Here is a 24,104-nt window from a genome sequence, read left to right as displayed (position 1 = left end):
GCGTAGGCACTACTGCTTATAATGTGCAGTCTGTTTTTTGAGAGCCCCGTTCCCAGCTAAACTCTCAACGAATTCTAATTTTAAGGTTTTATCATGAAAACACTTAGTGCAAAACCAGCTGAAGTGACCCATGACTGGTATGTCGTAGATGCTGACGGCAAAACCCTTGGTCGCTTAGCCACTCAAATCGCTAGTCGCTTACGTGGCAAGCATAAGCCTTCTTTTACGCCGCACGTTGACACTGGTGACTTCATTGTTGTCATCAATGCTGATAAAATCACGGTAACGGGTAAAAAAGCGCAAGATAAAAAATACTATCGTCACAGTGGCTACCCAGGTGGTATCAAGGAAACCAACTTCAGTAAGTTGCTTGCACATAAGCCTGAAGATGTTCTACACAAAGCAGTTAAGGGTATGCTTCCAAAGGGCCCTCTTGGCTATGCGATGATCAAGAAGCTGAAGCTATATGCGGGTACTGAACATCCACATACTGCACAGCAACCTAAAGAACTAGACATCTAAGGATATACTTATGGAACGCAATTACGGAACTGGTCGCCGCAAGACGTCTACTGCTCGTGTCTTTTTAGCTAAAGGTACTGGTAGCATCGTTGTTAACGGTAAGCCACTTGATGAGTATTTTAGCCGTGAAACTTCACGTATGGTTGTTCGTCAGCCTCTAGAATTACTTGACTCACCTACTGCTTATGACCTTTACATCACTGTAAAAGGTGGCGGTATTAGTGGTCAAGCTGGCGCAATCCGTCACGGCATCACGCGTGCATTGATTGAGCTAAACGAAGCCAACAAACCTGCACTAAAAGCAGCTGGCTTTGTTACTCGTGACTCACGTCAAGTTGAACGTAAGAAATTGGGTCTACGTAAAGCACGTAAACGTCCACAATTCTCGAAACGTTAATCAAAGCTATCTCTTATCTTTTTGCGGCTGTTGTCTTTATCTCAGAGCGACAGTCACAATCTTAAAGAAAAGAGTAGATTTGCAAAACCTTATAAGCTGTCCGCAGCTTATAAGGTTTTTTTATGGCTGATGACTTTTGCATTTGCTCGTGATTTTGTGCGTAACTTACCTTGCAAAGCAATGCTGACTACCCCATCATGATGATAACTTTTCATTATTAGTAACAATTTTATGAAAGCGCCTGAACAATACGATCCCAGCAAACCATCTACCAAAAGCAGCCTGCCACCATCAAGTACGCAGCAGCCTGCTAAGTCTCCAGCGATACCTGCTGGCATGCCAACGATTACCCAAAATCATAAGCGCACAGCACCTATCGAAAAAAAGCCTTTTCAATGGCAGTTTTTGTTGCCTAAATATTGGGGCATTTGGCTATTGGCAGTAATGATCTTACCCATCATATATTTGCCGCTACGTTGGCAGTTTTGGCTGGGACGTCAGCTTGGCATATTTATCTATAAAATAGCAGGCTCACGTCGGCGTGATACGCTTATCAATTTGAAACTGGCTTTTCCAGAAAAGCCAGACGTCGAGCGCGAATTGATGGCAAAACAAGTCTTTGTCAATCAGGGCATTGGTGTGTTTGAAACCTTATGTGCTTGGTATCGTCCAAATGTTTTTACTCGTACCGTTTCAATTTCAGGATTACAGCACGTTGTCAATGCACAGAATGAGGGTCGTCCTGTCATTTTACTGGGCGCTCATTATACGATGCTTGATCTGGGCGGCATGCTCTGTACGCAATTTTTTCCGATGGATGGGATGTATCGTCCGCAGAATAACGCGCTACTTGATTGGTTTATTTACAATGGTCGTGCCAGTATTCTTAGCAAGCAAATAGCCAGTCGTGACATGCGCAGTTTTGTTGAGTCAATTAAAGCTGGTCACGTGATTTGGTACTCACCTGACCAAGATTATGGTCTAAAACAAGGCGTCATGGCACCATTCTTCGGTGTGCCAGCAGCGACTATTACAGCATCACGGCGCATGGCAAAATTGGGTGACAAGGCACATCCACCCGCATTGATGGCGCTGCATACTTACCGGCAGACACCAGACAGCTTACCCAAAGGCAAACGCCCGCACTATCATCTAACGATTACCCCAGAAATTAAAAACTATCCAAGTAACGATGAATTGGCTGATGCGACGCGAGTCAATGAGTTGCTAGAGGGGTTGATTCGTATTGATCCCACTCAGTGGATGTGGTTCCATCGTCGTTTCAAAAATGGTCCTGATGGTCGTACTGATATCTATAAGTAAGCGTGTATTGCTACGAAAGATCGCCAGAAAATTTGCTATACTTTGCAGCTTATATTTTTTATATTACTTACATATAAATAACAATGAATTTATAACAAATTGAAAAACAAAACTTTTATAAATAAAACCTTGATGAACCACATAATGGATTTACCATGAATAACACTCATATTTCTGATAACCAAAGTTCTAATAACCAAGCTCCTGATCACTCAACGCAAGCCAAGCGCATTTTGACGGGCATCAAACCGACGGGTACCTTGCATTTAGGAAATTACGTTGGCGCGATTCGTCCAGCCATTCAGTCTATCCAAAACAGTGATGACGAAGCATTCTTTTTTTTAGCAGATTACCATGGCATTATCGGCTGTTATGATCCTGCTATTATTCATGAATCGACCAAAGCCATTGCAGCGACTTGGCTTGCCTGTGGTCTGGATCCTGAACGCGTCACTTTTTACCGTCAATCAGATGTGCCGGAAATACCAGAGCTTGCTTGGATTTTGAACTGCTCATGTGCCAAAGGTTTAATGAATCGTGCTCATGCTTATAAAGCAGCTGTTGATATTAATATGAAAAAAGAAGACGTCGATCCTGACCAAGGTATTAATATGGGGTTGTTTGGCTACCCTGTACTCATGGCAGCAGATATCTTGATGTTTAATGCCACACATGTACCTGTCGGTCGCGACCAAATTCAACATGTTGAAATGGCACGTGATATTGCTGGTACCTTTAATCATCGCTATAAAACGCTCTTTACCTTACCATCTGCGGTCGTAGATGACGATATCCCATTACTAACGGGTTTGGATGGTCGCAAGATGAGTAAGAGCTATGGCAATACCATTCCGCTATTTGGTGATTCTAATCCACAAGTTAGCGCCGAAAAACAGATGCATAAAGCCATCATGAAAATTGTGACCAACTCACAGTTACCTGCTGAGCCAAAAGACCCTGATGACTCTGCTATTTTTGAGATTTATAAAGCCTTTGCTACTCCTACAGAAATTGCTGATATGCGCGCGCAGTTCGCCGCTGGTATCGGCTGGGGCGATGCCAAACAAGCGTTGTTTGAGAAAATAAATACGGAAATAGCACCCTTCCGCGAGCGTTATGAGCATCTTATGGCTAACCCAAAAGAGCTAGAAGAAATCTTACAAATGGGTGCAGAAAAAGCCCGTCGTCATAGCCGTAAGCAACTAGATAAAGCGCGCCGTGCGATTGGTATCCGTCCACTTGCCAAAATTAAATAATCATTTGATTATGTTAGCCAAGATGGATATTAAGCGTGCAGACTAAGCTAAAAAATGAACAATCGGCTTTACCAAAAGCCGCTCTTCTTCTAACTGTACCTCAAGCCTCTGATTCTTTAGATACTAAGCGCGCACAAGACGGCTCATTTATTAATGATATGTCTTTGCGCATTTACCAGACATCCGTACAACATCTACCAGAAGATCTCTATGTGCCGCCGCAAGCCTTTGCCATTTGGCTTGAGCAGTTTGCCGGACCATTAGATTTCTTGCTATATTTGGTCAAAAAAAATAATGTTGATCTGACCCAAATGCCGATATTGCCCATTACTGAGCAGTATTTGGCTTACATCAGCGAATTAGATACCGAGCATTTTGAATTGGCAGGCGATTATCTGTTGATGGCGTCCACGTTGATTGCCATTAAAACCGAGCTGTTGCTACCCAAGCCTGAAACTCCGAGCGATGAACGTGATCCAAAAGCAGAGCTGATTGAGCGCCTTGAAGAATATGCGCAAATCAAAGTAGCCAGTCAACGCTTAGATAATCTGGTGCGTCTTGAGCGTGATGTGTTTTTGGCCATGGTCAGTATGCCCGGTCAAGACGTCATGAATGCTGAACTACCTAGCTATTCGCCAAACCTTTTGATTGACAGCCTATTTAAAATGCAACTGCAGCCCGATTATCAAATGCATACCATCAAAGTCGATGCTGTTCCCCTTGCTGATCGTATTGCCAGTATTAGCCGACAGCTCAGTACGGATGGTGAGCACTCTTTTTATGAGCTACTAGATAAAACACAAGGTAAAATAGGTGTGGTTGTCAGCTTCGTCGCCATACTAGAGCTGATAAAACGACAGTTGGTTGGTATCGTAAATACTGAGTTAGAAAGTCACCCTACCACTGACAATAATGATGCTGAAGACAGTCATATTAAACCCTTAACGTTACAGTGGTTGGCATAGTTATTATCGACCTGTCTATTCCTATAAATATCGATACACATTATCATTTAAAAAGAGTCGCTTTCTAATGACAGATACTGACAATACCAAGCAAGATTATGACAAACCACCCTCATTATCTAGCGCTTTACTGTCATTGACCGATGAGCAGCGACAGCATCTAGAAGACTTAAGCAAGCATATCGAAGTGCTATTACATGCGTCCGAAGCGCCCCTCACCGCCACTGTCTTAAGAAAACACCTGTCTTTAACGGCTAAAGAGCTAACACAGGCTTTGGCGCTACTAAGACAGCGCTTGGATATGGGCGTACTAAGCTTGCACGAAACTGCCAGCGGTTATCGACTGCAAATCGCGAATAACTATAGTGCATTAATTCAACGCGTCTTCCCGCAGCGCCAAGAACGCCTGAGCCAAGCCTTACTTGAGACGCTTAGTGTGATTGCTTACAAGCAGCCAGTGACTCGTAGCGACATAGAGCACGTGCGCGGTGTCACGCTATCGAGCAATATACTGCGTCAGTTGTTCGATAAAGGCTGGATTGAAGAGAAGGGCTACAAGGAAACCTTGGGTCGCCCAGCATTGCTACATACCACGCCACAATTTTTAGATGCCTTTGGACTGAGTGAGTTGAGCGAGTTACCACCGATGCCAGATATAAGCGCCATCAAAGCGATGTCTTAAGCCTTTAGAGCGTGAAGCCTTTAAAAAGCGTTAAGCAATTAAAACATAGTATAGAAGAGATTTAGCATTATTCTCCAGAGAATCTTTATTCAAAAAAAAGACAGACCGCATAGGATCTGTCTTTTTTATTTAATCAAGAAAGTCTTTGACTGGCTCTCAAGAATTAACTTTTAAGCATTGGCTCTTGATAACGACCTGTTATTGATTGATAACATCAACGCCTTTTGGTGGCGTAAACTTAAACTGACTGCTACTGATGCTTGGGTTTAGTTTGATACTACTGAATTTGATGGAAGTGGTTTGACCAAGGCTGTCATTTAGCACCATCATTACTGGCTTCCCACCGCTAAAACTCATTGATAAACTCTTAAAGCTGGCACTGTCTGATTTTGGGTACAGCACATAGTAATTTTTATTATCATATGGCTGAGTAATTTTGAAATTCTTGTCAATTTGGCTTGGGTCGCCTGATAACAGCAGTGCTGGTGTATTACCAACTTGGCTATCAACGTTTTGCTTGGTCGCTTGTTCTAAATCCTTATCGTAAACCCACATGGAGTTACCATTAGCGACGATCAGTTGCTGTGACGGCGACTTTGTTTCCCAGCGGAAATTATTTGGGCGTTGTACACTCATCGTACCCGTAAAAGTACCACTGTTGGCACCTTTGGTCGTTTGGCTAAAGTTAGCCGTCATGCTTTTGGTATTTGTCAGCAGCTTGTTTAAACGTTTGGCAGCGGTCAAATTATCAGCTGGTGCAGCAGTAGCTGATTGTGTCAATACCATCATCGGGGCTGCAACACCAAGCGATGTCATTAATACACCAGCTAAAGCACCGCTCATCATTTTTTGTTTTAAAGTTGTTTTGTTGGTTAATAAAGTCATCATAAATCCTCTCTAAAAATGCATAATCGCTTAAAAATTGTCGCTTAAAAATAAGACATCTTATTAAAATTTTTGTTTTCCATAAATGTTTATCTAGCAGCCATAAAATAGCGGCTCATAAACAATGACAACAGTGTGCCAGTTTTTTTATTACACGCCTAGTCATGATTTGCAATCTTTACTACCGCTGCCATACACGCTTGTAACTACTCTTTTGACCATTTTTGTGATCATAAGTGGCTACACAATAATAAACCGCATGGATGGTGAGTTTTTTACCTATTCATTATTTCCTAACGTTATTTACTAATATTGTTTAGCAGCATTAAGCCAATTTAGTATCCATAACCACTACGAAAATAACTAAAAAAAGCCCCTACTACCAAACGGTAATAGAGGCTTTTTAGTCATCTGATTATTTTAGTCTTTGACTAAAACAACCTAGAGGGGCAATTATGCGCTTTCAACCATTACATAACGACGGTTGAACTTACCTTTGGTCGCAAACTTTACCACACCGTCATTCAGTGCAAATAAAGTATGGTCACGACCCATGCCAACGCCTTCGCCTGCGTGGAATTCTGTACCACGTTGACGAACGATGATGTTACCAGCTGTGATAGCTTGGCCACCAAAGATTTTAACGCCTAGCATTTTTGGGTTTGAATCACGACCATTACGGCTTGAACCGGCAGCTTTCTTATGTGCCATGGGAAAATCTCCTTGTTAATTTGACTTATCGCTGATGCGATAACTCTTAAGCATTTAGTGCACTATTTAGCAGTAATTGCTAAGTGGATAATTAGGCATTAATAGCTTTGATTTTTAACAAGGTATACCATTGGCGGTGACCTTGCTCTTTGTGATAATGCTTACGACGGTTGTGCTTAACGATACGGATTTTTTCGCCGCGACCATGTTCAACCACTTCAACTTCAACGCTAGCACCTTCAACGATAGGCTGACCGATTTTGACAGTTTCGCCGTCAACAATCATCAATACATCTTCGAATTTAATTGTTGCGCCAGTTTCTGCTTTTAGTAGTTCAACTTTAAGCAACTCATCGACAACTACACGGTGCTGTTTACCACCAGTTTTGATTACTGCGTACATTGTATGACTCCGTTTAACCCGTGTGCCGTGGCTGATGTTATACCAACGCTTTTACGACGAACACGACAGGGAAAAATTAAAGGCAAGATTTTACGGCTTTTTGCTCATAAAAGCAAGCCGTCTATCTCACTTGTTTAACTGGTTTTTGTAAGGCAGTTACACGAATAACCACCTCACTTTTTATTATATCTACTGCTGATTAGGAGCGCATCTAAGATGCTACTCCAACAAAAAAACACTATATAATAATAGCGGCTATTATAACTTATATAATCAGCGACTTACAGCCTTTTATACATCTCTTAAATGACCTTAAATGTCGCCGATAAATGACCATTAATTATAGTGAAATTTCAGCCAATTTTTACAGTTTTTATGTCAATTTCTATATATAGTAAATCTTATATGAAAGATAGGCGCGATGTTTTAGGCACGTTTTAACCCACAATCTAAAGGCATAGCTATGCTATTATAGAAAATAATGCCTGACCTATCTATAAAACTAAGGCTATAAAAAATTCTCTTTATTCTTATTAATATGACTATTTATTATGACCAGCATCCCTTCATATAAAACAGATTCAATGACTCAATCAATGCCTAATTATGCTGATATTCAAAGTATCGTGGCGGATGATTTTGAGATTATGGACAAGCAAGTATTCGGTAATCTTAATTCCAAAGTTCAGCTGGTAATGAGCGTCTCACAGCATGTAATTAATGCTGGTGGTAAGCGCATGCGCCCGCTGATTACCTTGTTATGTGCACGCATGTTTGAGGACAAGCCCTCAGAAAAAGCCATGCATCTAGCCGCTATTACTGAGATGCTGCATACAGCGACCTTGGTTCATGACGATGTGATTGATGAGTCAGGACAGCGCCGTGGTAAGCCGACTGCTAATGCCACATGGGATAATGCCACCGCGGTACTAGTCGGTGACTATCTGATTGCTCGCGCCTTTAATTTATTAGTTGGCTTCCAAAGCTTACCACTGTTGCAAGTATTCTCAGATGGCACCTGCGATATCGCTGAAGGCGAAGTATTACAGCTCCAGCATCAGCACAACCCTGCCGCGACAGAAGAGGACTACTTGCGCATTATTGACGGTAAAACCTCGCGGCTGTTTATGATGGCGACTCAAGGCGCTGCAATTTTACAAGACAGAATAGAGCATATGCAGGCTTTAGGCGATTTTGGTCAGCACTTTGGCAATGCTTTTCAAATTATCGATGATGTACTCGACTATAGTGGTGATAGTGAGGTAATGGGCAAAAACCTAGGAGACGACCTCGCTGAAGGCAAGCCAACCCTACCGACCATCAAAGCGCTTGAGCTGCTCAAAGACAGCGACATCGAAGGCTATGAGCAGTTGCGTGTCGCTGTACAAACTGGAAAGACACCGAACGCTGAGCAGCTTATTGAGTTAGTGCGCCGCTCAGGATCATTAGATTACTGTAAGCAGCGAGCTTGGGAAGAAACCAAGCTGGCGCAACAAGCATTGAGTACGCTACCTGACAATCGTTATCGCACAGGCTTGTATCAATTGACTGAATTGGCTAGCGCGCGCTTGCTGTAGTCAGTATCGTCATAACAGCTGTCAATACTTGCGGCTAGCAGCCATTAACTGTTGGCAAAGACCATTAATGAGTAATTGTGTTAATGGTCACAGTTAATAGTTGCTAAAGTTTTTGTTTTGTTGGCAAACCTTATTTATCATTCATTAAAGACCTTACAATCTATATGGTTATGCCATTTTCACAAAAGTTTACAATTATTTCTCATTGACCGTTGTATGACTGTACATTAGCTGTTAATGAAGATGGCGCTTGCCATGACAGCGTTTAATGCATTCACAAAAGCTGATATTACGGTTTCTAACCATAAATCCTGCGCTCAACTACTTGACTGTGGGGTTATCCCGATAGTTTATAATTACTCGTTAACTTTACTAATCAAGGTTGTGGTTTGGCTACAGCTTTGATGCTTAAGATTCTTAAACCGATACTTGATACTTATATCGCTATTAGAGATTCTAATAGTGATGTTTGGCTAAATTAATATTATTAAGAACAAATTTAGCCGAGAAAGTAAAGATCATTAGAATCAATACTCATTTTTATATTCAATACGCTTAGATTTATTGATAAACTTTTTATACTGTCATTACTTATTTTATACCTATTGCCGAGGACATTGATGAAGCACTCTACTCTTGCGCTTGTAATAGCATCTGTACTATCTGGAGCTGTACTGATTGGCTGTGACAAAAACGAGGACGCCGCTGGCGCAGATGCCGCACAGCAGCAGATGCCGCCTGCGGTTGTTAACGTCCAGACTGTCACGCTCGATACTGTACCCCAAGTACAGACTTTTTCTGGACGTACCACGGCTTATCAGACTGCCGACGTCCGCCCACAAGTTAATGGCGTTATTGACGAAGTATTGTTCCGTGAAGGCGGCAACGTCAAAAAAGGCCAGCCACTTTATCGTATCAATACTGATAACTACGCTTCTTCTGTCACCAGTGGTCAAGCAGCAGTGCAACAAGCACAAGCAAATTACCAGACAGCACAAGCAAATAATGCCAATGCAAAAGCCGAGCTAGCCAGCCGTCAGGCATCATTGGCACAAGCGCAAAATGATTTACAGCGCTTACAAGGCTTGGTCAGTATCGACGCCATCTCAAAGCAGCAGTATGAGCAGGCACAAACACAAGTACGTACTGCACAAGCAGCGGTACAAAGTGCGGCCGCCGCTGTTGGACAGACACAAGCAGGCATCGAAAGTGCAAAAGCAGGCATTCAAACTGCTCAAGCGGGTTTAGATGCTAGTAACCTAGATCTTAACCGTACCATCGTACGTGCCCCGCTGTCGGGTCGTACTGACCGCTCTAGTGTCACCGCTGGTACTTTGGTCAGCGCAGGTCAGGCTGATCCGCTGGTGACTATCTCACGCTTAGATCCTATCTATGTTGATATCAGTCAATCATCCTCTGAGCTATTAAAACTGCGTCAGCAAATCGCTGAAGGCAAAGCACAGCCGGGTATGAATTCGGTTGAGTTGGTATTAGAAGATGGCTCAGTCTACCCAGCACGCGGCAAGCTTGCTTTATCTGAAGCAAAGGTTGATGAATCAACAGGCGCTGTGACCTTGCGTGCTATTTTTCCCAACAGCAATAATATCTTGCTGCCTGGTATGTATGTGACGGCACGTTTGACACAGAGCGTGATTACCAATGCTGCATTGGTACCGCAAAGCGCCGTAATGCGTACACCGAAAAGTGAGACGCAAGTTTACATCGTTGATGAAAATAATAAAATCCAAGTACGTCCTGTCACTATTAATGGCACTTATAAAGGCCAATGGGTTGTCACTGACGGCTTACAAGCAGGGGACAAGATAGTTGTTATCGGCGGCTCAAAAGTTAAGCCTGAACAAGAGGTGGTCGTTAAGCCATTAGAGAATCCAAACCCAGCACCAGCTAAAGAAGGTGCCTCTAATGCCCAGACGCCGCCGCAAGCTGCTAAAGCGATGGATAAGCCAGCTAGCAAAGATGCCACTGCTCAGAAACCAGCAGACTCTACCGCTAACTAATTCCATTCAAAGATAGGAAGACTAGGAATATACTATGTCACGTTTTTTTATTAATCGCCCTATTTTTGCATGGGTTATGGCTATTTTAGTCATGCTCATCGGGGTGATATCGGTCATTAACTTACCGATTGAGCAGTATCCACGTATTGCACCACCGACGATTTCAGTCAGCGCAAGCTATCCTGGTGCTAATGCTCAGACGGTTGAAGATTCAGTCGTTCAGATTATTGAGCAACGCATGAAGGGTCTTGATGGTCTGATGTATATGTCGTCATCGAGCTCCTCGAATGGTGCTGCATCCATTACGCTCACTTTCGAAAATGGTACAGATTCTGATACTGCACAGGTACAGGTACAGAACAAACTCCAAGCCGCCATGAGCTCACTACCCGAGTCGGTACAGCGTCAAGGCGTCAACGTTAATAAATCCTCTAGCAGCTTTTTGATGGTGCAAGGTTTTATTTCTGAAGATGGCAGTATGGATCGTGCGGATATCGCCGATTATGTCAACTCAAACGTTGTTGACCAGTTAAGCCGTGTGGAAGGTGTTGGTGAAGTACAAGTTTTTGGTTCTGCTTATGCCATGCGCATTTGGTTAGATCCGGCGCGCTTACGTAGCTATAACATGGTGCCAGCTGATGTGGTTGAGGCAGTACGTGCACAAAATGCCCAAGTATCTGCCGGTCAGCTAGGTCAAGCACCTGCTGATACCAGTCAACAGGTTATCAATGCGACTGTCACGGTTCAAAGCTACCTACAAACGCCTGATGAATTTAAAAACATTCTATTAAAAACCGATACTGCTGGCGCAAAAGTGCGTTTAGGTGATGTGGCAGAGGTTGAGATTGGTAGTGCAGACTACGGCGTAGTGTCGCTATACAATGGTAAAGAAGCAGCTGGTCTTGGTATTTCATTGGCGGGTGGTGCAAACGCACTGGAAACTCGTGAAGCTGTTGGGGCTCGTATGGCTGAGCTGGAAGCAAACTTCCCAGCAGGTCTAACATCCGTTATCCCTTATGACACCACACCATTTGTGCGCTTGTCTATCGAACAAGTGGTTATGACACTGCTTGAGGCAATTGTTCTCGTATTTATCGTCATGTTCGTTTTCTTACAGAACTGGCGTGCGACCATCATTCCTACTCTTGCCGTACCTGTCGTACTACTTGGCACCTTCGCTGTACTTTACATCGCTGGTTTTAGTATTAACGTCTTGACCATGTTTGCCATGGTACTATCCATCGGTCTGTTGGTCGATGATGCGATCGTCGTCGTCGAAAACGTCGAGCGTATCTTGGAAGAAGATCCTGATATCTCTATTAAGGATGCTACCGTACAATCGATGGGCGAGATTAGTAAAATCGTTATTGGTATTGCGCTGATTCTATCTGCCGTATTCGTACCGATGGCATTTTTCGGTGGCTCAACAGGTGTGATTTATCGTCAGTTCTCTATCACCTTGATTACCAGTATGGTGCTATCGGCCTTAGTGGCGCTTATTTTTACCCCTGCCCTTTGTGTGACCTTACTCAAGCGTAGCAAGAGCCATGATAAAGGCAATACAGAAGAGCAAAAAGGCTTCTTTGGTTGGTTTAACCGCTCGTTTTATAAAGTCAGTCGTAGTTACGAGAATTTAGTTGGCAAAAGTTTCCGCTTGAAGTGGCTATACTTAATTCTTTATGCTGCCATTATCGGTATTATGGCAGTGGTATTCTTACGTATTCCCGGCTCGTTCTTACCAGAAGAAGATCAAGGTATTATGTTTACCTTGGTTCAGTTACCTGCTGGTGCGACGCTTGATGAAACGCAAGAAGTGCTCGATAAAGTCAGTGATTATTACAGTACCCAAGAAGGCGATAATATCGCTTCAGTCTTTACGATCGCAGGTTTCAGTTTTGCAGGACAAGGGCAGAATATGGGACTGGCCTTTGTACGTTTATCGGATTGGGCTGATCGTCCCGGTGAAGAAAACACTGCACAGGCTGTCGCTGATCGCGCCATGGGTTACTTCTTTACCCAACTAAATGAAGCACAAGTATTTGCGATTGTACCGCCAGCCATTACCGAACTTGGTAACGCCAGTGGTTTTGACTTAATGATTCAAGACACCGGTAACCTTGGACATGAGGGTCTACTCGAAGCACGTAATATGCTGCTTGGCATGGCTGCGCAAAACGACAAAGTAGCAGGCGTTCGTCCAAATGGTCAAGAAGATGCACCGCAGTTAAAAGTGAATATTAATCAAGAGCAGGCCGCTGCTTATGGCTTGTCACTTGCTAGTATTAATAGCGTTATTTCTACCGCTTGGGGCTCAAGTTATATTAATGACTTCGTCGATCGCGGGCGTATTAAACGCGTCTTTGTTCAAGGTGAACCAAGCAGCCGCACTAACCCTGAAGATATTGCTAAATGGTATGTACGCAACGATGTAGGTGAAATGATTTCATTTGATGCGTTCTCTAGCAGCGAATGGCAATCTGGCTCACCGCGTCTAACCCGTTATAACAGCTTACCATCGATGAATATTCAAGGTAGTGCTGCACCCGGTCTAAGTACGGGTGAAGCGATGAGTTCAATGGAAGCAATGATGGAGAATCTGCCTGAAGGTGTGGGCTATGAGTGGACGGGTATGTCACTTGAAGAGCAAAAGTCAGGTGCACAAGCGCCGATGCTATACGCGCTCTCAATCTTGGTGGTATTCTTATGTCTAGCAGCCTTGTATGAAAGCTGGTCTATCCCCTTCTCTGTGCTATTGGTCATTCCACTTGGGGTATTAGGTGCAGTCATCTTTACTTGGCTACGTGGCTTTAATAACGATATTTATTTGCAGGTAGGTCTACTCACAGTCGTTGGTCTATCCGCTAAAAATGCTATCTTGATCATTGAGTTTGCAAAAGAGCACCAAGAGGAAGGCTATAGTCTGAGAGAAGCCGTTATGACAGCAGCGCGTCAACGTTTGCGCCCGATTATCATGACCTCGCTTGCCTTTGGACTGGGTGTTGTGCCATTATTTATCGCCACAGGTCCTGGTTCAGGCAGTCAAAATGCCATTGGTACCAGTGTACTAGGTGGCGTCGTGACCGCGACATTGTTAGGTATCTTCTTTATTCCCATGTTTTATATTTGGGTACGTAGTATGTTCCCGTACAAATACGAGAATAATAAACCAAATGATAAAGATGATGGTCATGGTACGCCTGATCCACAAGACCCAACGCCTTCTGAGAATTATCAGCCTGCAAGCTTTGGAGACAATACACAATGAGTGTTCAGAAAACATATAACACCAACTCAGCAGCGGTAGCAAATATTGCTATCACTGCGCAACCAGCGGGCTCACATATGCGCAGAAATGCTGGTCGCCTAATCGGCTTGACCGTTTTAGCGATGAGCATGGCTGCTTGTAACACGATTCCAAAAGCAGATATGCGCCCTGTGCTTGCTGAGCCAAATATCCCTATCGAACAAACCTATGGGGCATTCGATAAAGAAACGGTTAGTAGCGCTGATCAAGCAAGTATTGCGGGTCAACGCTGGCAGAATTTTTATAGTGACGAGCGTTTAAAGGGCTTGATTGCTTTAGGGTTAGAGAACAACAAAGATTTTGAAAGTGCTCGTTTAGCAATCGAGAAAGCACGCGCACAGTATCAAATTACCGATCTTAATGATCTACCAGCGATTAATGGTAATGGTGGATACACGCGTCAAGCACAAAATAGAACCGACAAAAACCCCAACAGTAGCTATAACGTCAACCTAGGCTTGGCTAATTACGAGTTGGACTTTTGGGGTAAAATTGCTAGCTTAAAAGATCAAGCGCTACAGAATTTCTTAGCCACTACAGCGGCCAAAGATTCGACCCAAATCAGCTTGATTAGTAACATCGCTCAGAGCTATGCCAACTTGAGCTATAGCTTAGCGCAGTTAAAGCTAGCAGAAGCGACGGTTGAGAGTCGTGAAAAGTCTCTGTTTATCGCTGATAAACGCTTTGAAGCAGGCATTGATCCGAAGCTGCCATCTTTGCAAGCCAGTGCGTCATTAGAAAATGCCAAACTTGCTGTCCTACGGGCACAAAGCAGTATTTTAAAATCACGTAACGCCTTACAGTTCTTGGTGGGTGGACCGATTCCAACCAATCTAATTCCAACACCAGCAGTCAGCAACATCACTAGCCAGCAGATATTTAGTGCAGGCTTACCAAGTGAGTTGCTACGTTATCGCCCAGATGTACTGCAAGCAGAATACAACCTAAAAGCCGCTGGAGCCAATATCGAAGTGGCACGCGCGTCTTATTTCCCGTCTATCAGCTTAGCCAGTAGCATTGGGGTTAGTAGCGGCAGTTTAGATGACTTATTCAAAAGCGGCGCTGTCGGTTGGTCGTTTGGTCCAAGCATTAGCGTGCCTATCTTTGACGCTGGTCGCTTAGATGCCAATTACGATGTGGCTAAAATTGAGCGTGAACAAACGCTCACAGGCTACGAGAAGTCGATCCAAACTGCATTCCGTGAAGTGTCAGATGTACTCGCGACACGAGCCACACTGGGTGAGCAGCTCGAAGCACAATACCGTCTACAAGATAACTTTGAACAAACATTCCAGATAGCAGATGCACGCTTTAAAGCAGGTATTGCCAACTATCTAGATGTGCTAGATGCACAGCGTTCATTGTTCTCAACGCAGCAAGGTATTTTGGATTTAGAGCTACAAAAAATTGTGAGCCAAGTCGAGCTATACCAAGTGCTGGGTGGCGGTGCCAATCTGGATGTACCAACGGCGATTCCTGTACCGCATAAAAACTTAGTGCAACTAGTGAATCTACCTACCAATAGCAATAAAGCAAAAGCGGCAAATGCTATCGATGCGGCTAGCTCAGCGCGAGTTGCTTCTGCACAAGAAGCAAACGCCATTAAACAGGCGCAACCATCGGAAACGGCCACCTTTGAGCCAACCGCTGTCGTTGACGTCAATAATGATGGTAAAAAAGATGCTGCTGTAGGAGTGGTTACCAAACAGACGACGTATAACGAAACCAGCGTTGAGCAAGTACCGGTCACGCAGATCGTTGAGCCTTAAACACTCATAAATAGTGTGAGGTGAATTCCTTCACATTGATAGTCGATAAGTACAAAAAGCCCTACCGACTTGGTAGGGCTTTTTGCTTTTGTAAGGCGCTTTTAGTTATAGTAGACAAATTAGCTTACACATACTTTTATCCACTTATTAATGTCCGTGATATAAAAAAACATATGCTTCAAAACAGCTTATTTAATCAAGCTGATAAATAACAATGACTAAAATCTAATGAGGACAAATCATGACTTATACCTTTAACCGTCAATTCCCTGAAACTCGTCTACGTCGATTACGCTACAACGATAACGTACGCGCGATGATTCGTGAAGTTGAGCTGCATCCTAAGCACTTTATCGCCCCTGTCTTCGTCTTAGAAGGCAAAAATAAGCGCGAAGCAATCGCTAGTATGCCAGGCGTTGAACGCTTATCGATTGACCTGTTGATCAACTATGCCAAAGAATTATTAAGCGAAGGCGTCACTACCATCGACATCTTCCCTGTTATTGATAATTCCTTAAAAACACCCGACGGTAAATCAGCTTATGACGAAAACGCCCTTACTGCTCGTACCGTAAAAGCGATCAAAGATGCTGTGCCTGAAATGGTAGTAATGACCGATGTGGCGTTAGATCCTTATACCTCGCACGGTCAAGATGGACTGCTGGATGATTCAGGCTATGTGATTAATGATGAAACGGTCGAAGTATTGGTCAAGCAAGCATTGGTACATGCCCGCGCTGGCGCTGATATCATCTCGCCTAGTGATATGATGGATGGCCGTATCAAAGCCATGCGTGACGCCTTTGAAGCCGAAGGCTTTGTGAATACCGCTATCATGGCTTACTCTGCCAAATACGCCTCTGCATATTATGGTCCGTTCCGTGATGCAGTCGGCAGTGCTGGCAACCTAAAAGGTGGACACAAGAAACAGTACCAGATGGATTTCGGCAATCGTGCCGAAGCGTTGCACGAAGTGGCGATGGACATAGCCGAGGGTGCAGACATGGTCATGATTAAGCCGGGTCAGCCGTATCTAGACCTTATTCGCGAAGTTAAAAATACCTTTGGCGTACCGACCTTTGCTTATCAAGTGTCTGGCGAATATGCCATGCACATGGCTGCGATTCAAAATGGTTGGCTAACCGACGCGGTGATTTTAGAATCGTTGATTGGTTTCCGCCGTGCAGGCGCTGATGGAATTTTGACGTATTTTGCGCTAGAAGCCGCTCGTCAGTTGAATAATGCCTAATATAAATTAAGCAGCTTTTTATTTATACCATCAATCTATCGCGCCAACTGTGATTAATCAGCTGGCGCGATTTTTATTACCTTATTTTAACATCTCAATAAAACTTATAAACGTGTACGCTCGTGTGGCTCATTAAAATCAAGCACTGGACCAACAGGAATGATACGCGTGGGATTGATATTGGCATGGCTAGTATAATAATGCTGCTTAATATGCTCGATGCTTACCGTCTCTGCAATACCTGGCACTTGATATAAATCACGCAGATAACCCCAAAGATTGGGATAATCAACAATGCGGCGAATATTACATTTAAAGTGTCCGACATATACCGCATCAAAACGCACCAGCGTAGTAAATAAGCGCCAATCCGCCTCAGTTATCGTATTACCCAGCAAATAACGCTGGCCTGTCAAACGTGCCTCTAGTGTCTCTAATGCATCGAATAGCTCCGTCACCGCTTCTTCGTAAGCCTCTTGTGTGGTTGAAAATCCTGCTTTATAAACGCCATTATTGACCGTAGAATAAACGAGCTCATTAACTGCATTAATTTCTGCTAATAACTCGGTTGGTAAAAAATTACCTGCTAGCGCCCCAACCTCATCAAAAGCTGAGTTAAACATACGAATGATCTCAGAGGACTCATTACTGACAATGGTATCGGTTTTTTTGTCCCATAATACTGGCACCGTCACCCGTCCTGTATAGTCAGGCTTTGCCGCCGTATAAATCTCATATAAGTAATTAGCATTTACGATAGGATCAGCAATCACGCCTGCGCCCTCTGAAAACGTCCAGCCCTTATCGCCCATAAATGGATGCACCACTGACAGCGAAATCAGGTCTTGCAAACCCTTTAGCTGACGGTAAATAATGGTACGATGTGCCCAAGGACATGCAAGCGAGATATATAAATGATAGCGATCAGCTTCGGCTTTAAAACCGCCAACACCTGATGGGCCTGCGCTGCCATCGACCGTGACCCAATTTCTAAAACCGGCATCTTCTCGCTCAAAGCGTCCACCGCTCGCCTCTGTGTCATACCATTTGTCTTGCCATTGACCATCAACCAATAGACCCATATCACTCTCCTCAACATTCTATTTTGATATAATTTTTTTGCACTATGAGTACTGTGAAACTATTATCACAATCCTCACTTTACTTTGAGAATGATGATACCAGTTATATATCACCTAGCTATTAAGATTTGTAGTTCTACTGACAATAAAAAATAAACCAATTTCAATCACTATTTAATATAACTACATAAAAAAATATTAAAAGTCACTTAATATAAAGTGTGATAATCATTATTATGCTAATAAAAAAATTTATTAGAAATAAAGCTTGCAAAGTCTCAAAAACTTGATAGAATACTCAACCTAAATAGGCGTATAGCTCAGTTGGTTAGAGCGCTACCTTGACATGGTAGAGGTCAGCAGTTCGAGTCTGCTTATGCCTACCAAATATTTAGAAAGCCCCAATCTCACGATTGGGGCTTTTTTTGTCTGTAAAATATTGGCTCTCCACCCAATAAAAAGATCACCATGAATAGTATTAGATTTTGCAGTAGCGTCATGACGGAACTGCCCTTGACCCATGTAAGCAATCCAACGCCCCACCATTCCCCAGTTGCTCGGTGGAATATTAAACACATACTTCCTGAGTAATGATCATAAGTCCATCACAGCGGTAGCACCAATACCGATTAATATTATAAAAACGACGTTATCCATGATGACTTTCTTACTGGTTTCAATATCAATGTGATGATTGCATACAATTTTAAGTCCAGAGGGCATTATAGATATTTCGCAGGTTACTAAACAGTCTGGTCTTCCTACTTCAACGTTACGATTTTATGAGAAAAAATGCCTAATTCGCTCTGTTGGTCAGCAAGGTATCCGCCGAGTTTTCAGCAAAGATATATTAGAGCGTATGTCCTTGATTGCTTTACGACGTGTTGCAGGGTTTTCATTGGATGAGATTTCTGGGATATTAGGGTCTGGAAAAACCTTAGATGTTGATCGAGATTTGTTGCTGAACAAAGCCTCTGAACTGGATGAAACGATTCAAAAATTAAGCGCTATGCGTGATGGGCTGCAACTTGCGGCAACTTACACAGCGCCTAGCCACTTGGAGTGTCCGAGGTTTTGACGTCTAATGAATCTAGCAGCCACTGGCGCTATTAAAGGTAACACCTTGCATAAATAAGCAATGGAGCCGATTTTACTAGGTGATTAGGTCACTCAAATAATATTGAACAACTCAACAAATACACTGCGATTATCCAAAAAATCTAGATTACTGATATTAATAGCCTACAGCCAGCTATTCAATTGCGCCAAACGTATAGAATAGCATTCGTAAATAAAGACAAACCTACTCTAAGGCCTGCCCCTTCATACGATGTTTGTTCTTCGCAACTGTCGTTAAAGCTAAACTAGCTATTTTTTATTCAAGTTATCACTCAAAGTTGATTTTAAACTTCCAAAACATAACATCTTCAGCCATATGAAATCCTAAACTCTGGTGCTGAATCCCTGCAAACTGTCATTAGACCAGACGATCTATTGTTGATTTATTGCCTACCGTTCTTACTTTTTATTTCTTGTTTCTTCAGAGACTGGCTTACAAAGTGCTCTATATTTCAGACGTATCAATTCATTGACCAGAGATCTATAAGGCTTTTTATGATTGATATTCTCCTGAACCATAGTTCTTAACACATTCATTTTTCTAACTTTTGACATACTCATTATTATCTCAGTACTAACATATTCATTGAATGACTGTGACATTTATCACTCACAAAGAAAGTCAAATATTGAAGTTACCTCGTGTAAGCATAGCTAATATGCACACCTTACTGAAATATAAAGTTTGTATATCCTTATGTTATATTATAACATAACGAAAATATTTACTCTTATCGTTATTTATCCCTATGTAACTTCTTATTTTGGTAATCTCATGTCTCCAATTTTTCATATCAACAGATTAAGAGAACCTGATTATACTTCTGTGTCTTCAGTTAATTTTAGTATTCGCCGGGTAACGACTGTATTCTCAGTAACGACAGCTTTAGGTATGGCAAGTTTGTCAGTAAATGCGAAGGATACGATGGTAGATATCAAACCTATGACATCCCCATCTTTTCACCTAAACTCTCCTGATACGACCCACCCTTCGGTGACTCTAGACACCATAGTGGTGACGTCTAACCCTTTATTGCCACAAGCGAATGAAATGGCAACCGCAACCAGTATTGTTACTGGCGATGCGCTCACTACTCAGACAAGCAGTACGCTTGGTGATGCACTAGCAAATGAAGTTGGCGTGTCTACTGATGGTTTTGGGCAAGGTGCAAGCCGACCCATTATTCGAGGGCAAAGCGCACCGCGTGTCCAAGTCATGCAAAATGGTTTGAGCGTACAAGATGCGTCACAAATATCACCAGACCATCAAGTGGCGGTACCTGTACTAGGTGCCAAACAAGTTGAAGTAATCAAAGGCACGTCAGCGTTGATGTATGGCGGCGGTGCTATAGGCGGTGTGGTCAATATCGTCAATGACACTATCCCTAAAGAGAAACGACAAAAAAACATCAGCGGAAAAGTGGCATTGATTGGTCAACAAGCCACAGACGGTTATTTGGGTTATGCAGAACTCAATGGCAGTATCGATGAAAACTGGTTATGGAGTGGGTATTACCAAAAGACGGATAAAGGCAATATCCAAGTACCACATTTGGATACCGATGAGATTGCCAACAGTTGGTACACGCAAGATAACGGTAGCATCGGCTTGTCTTATGTGACTGATATGGGCTATATCGGTGCATCATATCAGCGCCTATCCTCAGAATATGGCCTGCCCTTTCATGTGCATAATGAATGCTCACCTGACAGCACACTGACTAACCAACTGAGCTGTGATACAGATCACGATCACGAACATGACCACGATCATGGTGAAGCGCCCTATGTCGATATGACGTCAAACGTCTATCAGCTCCATGCTGAGCGAAAATTACCCTTGATAGGCGTCGATAGCATCAATACGAAACTCAGCTATACCGATTATCGTCACGATGAAATAGATGAAGGTGCGGTGGGCACAACTTTTGAAAACAAAGCCATTAGTGCTCAAGCTCAAGCCACACATAGCACGTATAAAACAGGCAATCTAGGCTTTATGAAAGGTGTGGTCGGTCTAGATTACACAAACAGCCGGTTTTCTGCTGTTGGGCTAGAAGGTTATTTGCCGCAAACCGATCGTACACAAGTCGGTTTATTCTTCATTGAACGACTCACGCCTGATTATTTTGGCGCAAAAATACAGAATGCTGATAAATTTGCAGGACAACCATTATCTGCAAGTGATGCCCATGCTGGTCATAGTCATGGTGAGACGACGAACTACGCTCCCCTCGATACGTCTAGTATTTTAAGAAAACAAGGCAAAAGTCCTTGGTATATTGAGTTTGGCGGTCGTCAAGATTTTCAAAATCTAATAGATAACGACAATAACATCGAAAAAACACATGCCGGAACGTCTGTCAGTTTAGAAGGTGGCAAATATCTTACGCCTAATACGCAGTTGTCAGCCAGAATCAGTCATTCTGAAAGATTGCCTTCTCCACAAGAGTTATTTTCTAATGGCGCCCATCTTGCAACCAATACTTGGGAGCGTGGCAATGGGCAATTAGAGGAAGAATCTACTGATGGCGTAGAGCTCACTCTGCGTTACGACAATGACAATCGTTTTGATAGTAGTATTTCTGTCTTTTATAACGACAGTACAAATTATATTTATGCCAAAACTCAAGACATTGCTACTGAAGGAGAGTCTGCTGGTTTCCGTTTAGTGGATTATGTCCAAAGCGATGCCAAGCATTATGGTAGTGAAATTCAATCACGCTATTATCTTAATGACAATATTAGTATTGGCAGCTTTGCCGACATTGCACTCATCACGCTAGATGATGCGAGCCTTACACGGAAATACGCACCAAGATTGGTAGCGCCCCGTATTGGTGGTGATATTACCTCTCAATTTGGTCAGTTTGACTTGGTGCTGTCTGGATATCATCGTTTTGAGCAAGATCACATTGCTGATTTTGAAACCAATACGCCGAGCTACAACATGGTTGATGCCAAGCTTGTCTACCATAGTTCGAGTGCTCATGATTACACCGCTTTTTTTCAAGTCGAAAACATTCTAAACGAGCTTGCTTATAATCATGCCTCTTATTTGGCTGAACAAGTGCCAATGCCAGAACGCTCGTTAAACGCAGGTATCACCTATAACTTCTGACAGCTTACTCTCTTTTCATTAGTCACCAGTAACTAGCAATCCGTAATCAATTGTCATAAGCCTCATAACTTATGACTGGAGTCCTTTATGAATCAAATAAATGCTTTGAGCCGTGCCATCGCGCTCGCCTTCTCTTCTTTAATCGCCGTTTCAGCACTTAGCGGCTGCGGGTCATCAGATGATAGGAAAACACCAATCATAGATTCAGAACATGACCACGATCATGGAGACGATCATGACCATGATGATGAATCTGCTGTCAGCACTGAAATGGAACAAGGTCGTTTATTCATCACTGCAAAAGATGGCAGTCAAGCTTACATTTATAGCCTTGCTCAAGATAAAGTGATACAAACCTTACCATTAACCGGTCAAGCCGATGCCGTACAAAGTAGTCCAGATGGTCATTACGCCGTCATCATGGATCGTACTAACAACACAGTCAATTTTTATCATAGTGGGCTTGAGATTGAAAATCATGGCGATCACGATCACCCATATGCTCGCGATGCGGCAAAAATGCCATTACAGCTCAACTACACACGTCCTGTACATTTTCAAACGTTTGGTGAGCAAGCTGGATTATTTTTTGATGGTTTGGGTGCCACAGGCAACCCCATAGAAAACCCTGTAAAAGAAGCTGGATTTGTACTCGTAACAGATACCGGTATTGCCGATGGTACACTGCCTTATCAAAAGCTTAATACCAGCATGCACGGTACAGCGGAACCTAGAGGCAATTATGTGATTGCCTCGCAGCGTTATCAGACAACTGGTAGCTCACTGGCTGATACGCTCTCTGTATTTGAACAGCATGGTGATCACTATCATATAAGCCAAACCTTTGAGACAAAATGCATGGGGTTGCATGGCAGTGGCAGCGTCATAGATTACAGTGTCTTTGCTTGTAGCGATGGCGTTTTAAGCGTCAAACAAACCGGAGACACATTCAGCGCCGAAAAAATTGCCTATCCCAGCAGCCTAACCAATATTCAATGTGATGGTACAAGCAGTAGTCCTGCTCGAATTGGCTCATTCATCACTAACCACCATCATAATTATGCCATTGGCACTGCTTGCGGTCAGCCTTACCGTGTCGATCCTGTCAGTAAAAACATGACACCGATTGTCTGGACAACAGACAGCAGTCGCCGTATTGTCAGCTATGATTTTGATGCCCATGGAGAGCATTTAATGCTACTCGATGATACCGGCAAACTATATATACTCGATGTTGCACAAAATTATAAGCAAACCGCCGTATTAAATGTTTTCCCTAATGGCATCGAAGGCAAAGCGGTTCCCTCATTTATTGTTAACCCAAACACGCAAATGGTTTATATGATGGATGACTCAAACCAGCAAATTATCGAGATTGATCCTCATGATGGTAAAATCGAGTCAAAAATAACACTGAATTTCACACCCTCTCATGTGACTTGGTTTGGTGTGAAAGCTGGGCATGATGATGAACATAGCCATTAGCGCTTAGCACCTCATCTAATAAAGATAATTTAATGACTGCTGACAGTAACTGGCTATTAAATATATTTATAAACGCTAGTATTCAAGATAACCCTTAATCCGACGCTTTTTAAATTCTGAACCGCCCCGACTTTATCGGAGGCTTATTTACTTGAGTCAGGCAGCAACACCTGACAGGATTAAATTATCATAATACTGCTTTTCAAACTCAAAAGGTGACACATAACCAATCGTGC

General features: G+C 43.0%; 18 protein-coding genes, 1 tRNA gene and 1 pseudogene. 15 read left to right on the top strand and 5 right to left on the bottom strand.

The window, feature by feature from the left end; genetic code table 11:
• The first annotated feature begins 93 nt into the window (after positions 1-93).
• The 6 genes from rplM to scpB all read left to right on the top strand — a co-directional run bounded on the left by rplM (position 94) and on the right by scpB (position 5,145).
• Positions 94-522: a 50S ribosomal protein L13 gene (gene rplM, locus ACP69U_RS12370; RefSeq protein WP_045447009.1), complete on the top strand. Its 429-nt coding sequence runs from the start codon at positions 94-96 to the stop codon at positions 520-522.
• Between the two features lie 10 nt (positions 523-532).
• Positions 533-919, top strand: a complete 387-nt coding sequence (gene rpsI / locus ACP69U_RS12365) for a 30S ribosomal protein S9 (protein ID WP_045451158.1) — start codon at positions 533-535, stop codon at positions 917-919.
• A 231-nt stretch (positions 920-1,150) separates the two neighbouring features.
• Positions 1,151-2,242 (top strand): lipid A biosynthesis acyltransferase, encoded by a 1,092-nt coding sequence (locus ACP69U_RS12360; RefSeq protein WP_087815533.1) that lies wholly within the window; start codon positions 1,151-1,153, stop codon positions 2,240-2,242.
• Between the two features lie 155 nt (positions 2,243-2,397).
• Positions 2,398-3,498 (top strand): tryptophan--tRNA ligase, encoded by a 1,101-nt coding sequence (locus ACP69U_RS12355; RefSeq protein ID WP_087815535.1) that lies wholly within the window; start codon positions 2,398-2,400, stop codon positions 3,496-3,498.
• Positions 3,499-3,656: 158 nt separating this feature from the next.
• Positions 3,657-4,463, top strand: coding sequence for a segregation and condensation protein A (locus tag ACP69U_RS12350; protein ID WP_226950294.1), 807 nt, complete (start codon positions 3,657-3,659; stop codon positions 4,461-4,463).
• A gap of 136 nt (positions 4,464-4,599) precedes the next feature.
• The gene (scpB, locus tag ACP69U_RS12345; RefSeq protein ID WP_390890579.1) at positions 4,600-5,145 is read left to right on the top strand and encodes an SMC-Scp complex subunit ScpB; all 546 of its coding nucleotides are present in this window, start codon (positions 4,600-4,602) and stop codon (positions 5,143-5,145) included.
• Between the two features lie 198 nt (positions 5,146-5,343).
• On the opposite strand, the gene lolA is transcribed toward scpB, so the two are convergent.
• From lolA to rplU, 3 genes are all read right to left on the bottom strand, one after another.
• Positions 5,344-6,030, bottom strand: a complete 687-nt coding sequence (gene lolA, locus ACP69U_RS12340) for an outer membrane lipoprotein chaperone LolA (RefSeq protein ID WP_045451149.1) — start codon at positions 6,028-6,030, stop codon at positions 5,344-5,346.
• A 453-nt stretch (positions 6,031-6,483) separates the two neighbouring features.
• Positions 6,484-6,741, bottom strand: a complete 258-nt coding sequence (gene rpmA / locus ACP69U_RS12335) for a 50S ribosomal protein L27 (protein WP_055123782.1) — start codon at positions 6,739-6,741, stop codon at positions 6,484-6,486.
• Positions 6,742-6,832: 91 nt separating this feature from the next.
• A complete protein-coding gene (gene rplU / locus ACP69U_RS12330) occupies positions 6,833-7,144 on the bottom strand; it encodes a 50S ribosomal protein L21 (protein ID WP_010199185.1) in 312 nt (103 codons plus the stop codon).
• Between the two features lie 551 nt (positions 7,145-7,695).
• On the opposite strand from rplU, the gene ACP69U_RS12325 reads away from it, so the two are divergent.
• From ACP69U_RS12325 to hemB, 5 genes are all read left to right on the top strand, one after another.
• Positions 7,696-8,721: a polyprenyl synthetase family protein gene (locus ACP69U_RS12325; RefSeq protein WP_372815770.1), complete on the top strand. Its 1,026-nt coding sequence runs from the start codon at positions 7,696-7,698 to the stop codon at positions 8,719-8,721.
• A gap of 620 nt (positions 8,722-9,341) precedes the next feature.
• Complete coding sequence (locus ACP69U_RS12320) at positions 9,342-10,739, top strand: efflux RND transporter periplasmic adaptor subunit (RefSeq protein WP_314884875.1); 1,398 nt, start codon at positions 9,342-9,344, stop codon at positions 10,737-10,739.
• Positions 10,740-10,773: 34 nt separating this feature from the next.
• The gene (locus tag ACP69U_RS12315) at positions 10,774-14,004 is read left to right on the top strand and encodes an efflux RND transporter permease subunit (RefSeq protein ID WP_060491545.1); all 3,231 of its coding nucleotides are present in this window, start codon (positions 10,774-10,776) and stop codon (positions 14,002-14,004) included.
• Complete coding sequence (locus ACP69U_RS12310; RefSeq protein ID WP_314884876.1) at positions 14,001-15,812, top strand: efflux transporter outer membrane subunit; 1,812 nt, start codon at positions 14,001-14,003, stop codon at positions 15,810-15,812. Before ACP69U_RS12315 ends, ACP69U_RS12310 begins: the two co-directional genes overlap by 4 nt.
• A 241-nt stretch (positions 15,813-16,053) precedes the next feature.
• Positions 16,054-17,061 (top strand): porphobilinogen synthase, encoded by a 1,008-nt coding sequence (gene hemB, locus ACP69U_RS12305; RefSeq protein WP_109589282.1) that lies wholly within the window; start codon positions 16,054-16,056, stop codon positions 17,059-17,061.
• A 104-nt stretch (positions 17,062-17,165) separates the two neighbouring features.
• On the opposite strand, the gene ACP69U_RS12300 is transcribed toward hemB, so the two are convergent.
• A complete protein-coding gene (locus ACP69U_RS12300; protein WP_109589283.1) occupies positions 17,166-18,143 on the bottom strand; it encodes a glutathione S-transferase family protein in 978 nt (325 codons plus the stop codon).
• A gap of 309 nt (positions 18,144-18,452) precedes the next feature.
• Here ACP69U_RS12300 and ACP69U_RS12295 point away from each other — a divergent pair.
• A tRNA-Val gene (locus ACP69U_RS12295) sits at positions 18,453-18,529 on the top strand.
• Here the strand turns inward: ACP69U_RS12295 and ACP69U_RS12290 are convergent.
• Positions 18,480-18,722, bottom strand: a pseudogene (locus ACP69U_RS12290) (DUF2938 family protein); the annotation flags it as partial. The gene ACP69U_RS12295 and the pseudogene ACP69U_RS12290 overlap by 50 nt on opposite strands.
• Before the next feature lie 115 nt (positions 18,723-18,837).
• Between ACP69U_RS12290 and ACP69U_RS12285 the strand changes: the two are divergent.
• The 3 genes from ACP69U_RS12285 (at position 18,838) to ACP69U_RS12275 (ending at position 23,868) form a co-directional block, all read left to right on the top strand.
• Entirely contained in the window at positions 18,838-19,221 is a 384-nt protein-coding gene (locus tag ACP69U_RS12285) for a helix-turn-helix domain-containing protein (protein ID WP_314884877.1), read from the top strand.
• Positions 19,222-20,037: 816 nt separating this feature from the next.
• Complete coding sequence (locus ACP69U_RS12280; RefSeq protein WP_426138661.1) at positions 20,038-22,383, top strand: TonB-dependent receptor; 2,346 nt, start codon at positions 20,038-20,040, stop codon at positions 22,381-22,383.
• 87 nt (positions 22,384-22,470) lie between these two features.
• Positions 22,471-23,868 (top strand): hypothetical protein, encoded by a 1,398-nt coding sequence (locus ACP69U_RS12275; RefSeq protein WP_314884880.1) that lies wholly within the window; start codon positions 22,471-22,473, stop codon positions 23,866-23,868.
• Positions 23,869-24,104: the final 236 nt, after the last annotated feature.

The organism is Psychrobacter sp. TWR1-1-1, assembly GCF_049895865.1.
In the GTDB taxonomy this organism is placed as follows: domain Bacteria; phylum Pseudomonadota; class Gammaproteobacteria; order Pseudomonadales; family Moraxellaceae; genus Psychrobacter; species Psychrobacter immobilis_A.
The sequence above is the reverse complement of the archived record's forward strand: the minus strand, read 5'-3'. Positions and strand labels throughout refer to the sequence as shown.

Coding starts and splice junctions, on each gene's coding strand:
- ACP69U_RS12325 (WP_372815770.1), top strand. CDS start 7,696: ATGACCAGCATCCCTTCATATAAAACAGATTCAATGACTCAATCAATG.
- ACP69U_RS12315 (WP_060491545.1), top strand. CDS start 10,774: ATGTCACGTTTTTTTATTAATCGCCCTATTTTTGCATGGGTTATGGCT.
- ACP69U_RS12350 (WP_226950294.1), top strand. CDS start 3,657: ATGTCTTTGCGCATTTACCAGACATCCGTACAACATCTACCAGAAGAT.
- lolA (WP_045451149.1), bottom strand. CDS start 6,030: ATGACTTTATTAACCAACAAAACAACTTTAAAACAAAAAATGATGAGC.
- ACP69U_RS12280 (WP_426138661.1), top strand. CDS start 20,038: ATGTCTCCAATTTTTCATATCAACAGATTAAGAGAACCTGATTATACT.
- ACP69U_RS12300 (WP_109589283.1), bottom strand. CDS start 18,143: ATGGGTCTATTGGTTGATGGTCAATGGCAAGACAAATGGTATGACACA.
- rpsI (WP_045451158.1), top strand. CDS start 533: ATGGAACGCAATTACGGAACTGGTCGCCGCAAGACGTCTACTGCTCGT.
- rplU (WP_010199185.1), bottom strand. CDS start 7,144: ATGTACGCAGTAATCAAAACTGGTGGTAAACAGCACCGTGTAGTTGTC.
- ACP69U_RS12275 (WP_314884880.1), top strand. CDS start 22,471: ATGAATCAAATAAATGCTTTGAGCCGTGCCATCGCGCTCGCCTTCTCT.
- rpmA (WP_055123782.1), bottom strand. CDS start 6,741: ATGGCACATAAGAAAGCTGCCGGTTCAAGCCGTAATGGTCGTGATTCA.
- ACP69U_RS12355 (WP_087815535.1), top strand. CDS start 2,398: ATGAATAACACTCATATTTCTGATAACCAAAGTTCTAATAACCAAGCT.
- ACP69U_RS12320 (WP_314884875.1), top strand. CDS start 9,342: ATGAAGCACTCTACTCTTGCGCTTGTAATAGCATCTGTACTATCTGGA.
- rplM (WP_045447009.1), top strand. CDS start 94: ATGAAAACACTTAGTGCAAAACCAGCTGAAGTGACCCATGACTGGTAT.
- ACP69U_RS12310 (WP_314884876.1), top strand. CDS start 14,001: ATGAGTGTTCAGAAAACATATAACACCAACTCAGCAGCGGTAGCAAAT.
- hemB (WP_109589282.1), top strand. CDS start 16,054: ATGACTTATACCTTTAACCGTCAATTCCCTGAAACTCGTCTACGTCGA.
- ACP69U_RS12360 (WP_087815533.1), top strand. CDS start 1,151: ATGAAAGCGCCTGAACAATACGATCCCAGCAAACCATCTACCAAAAGC.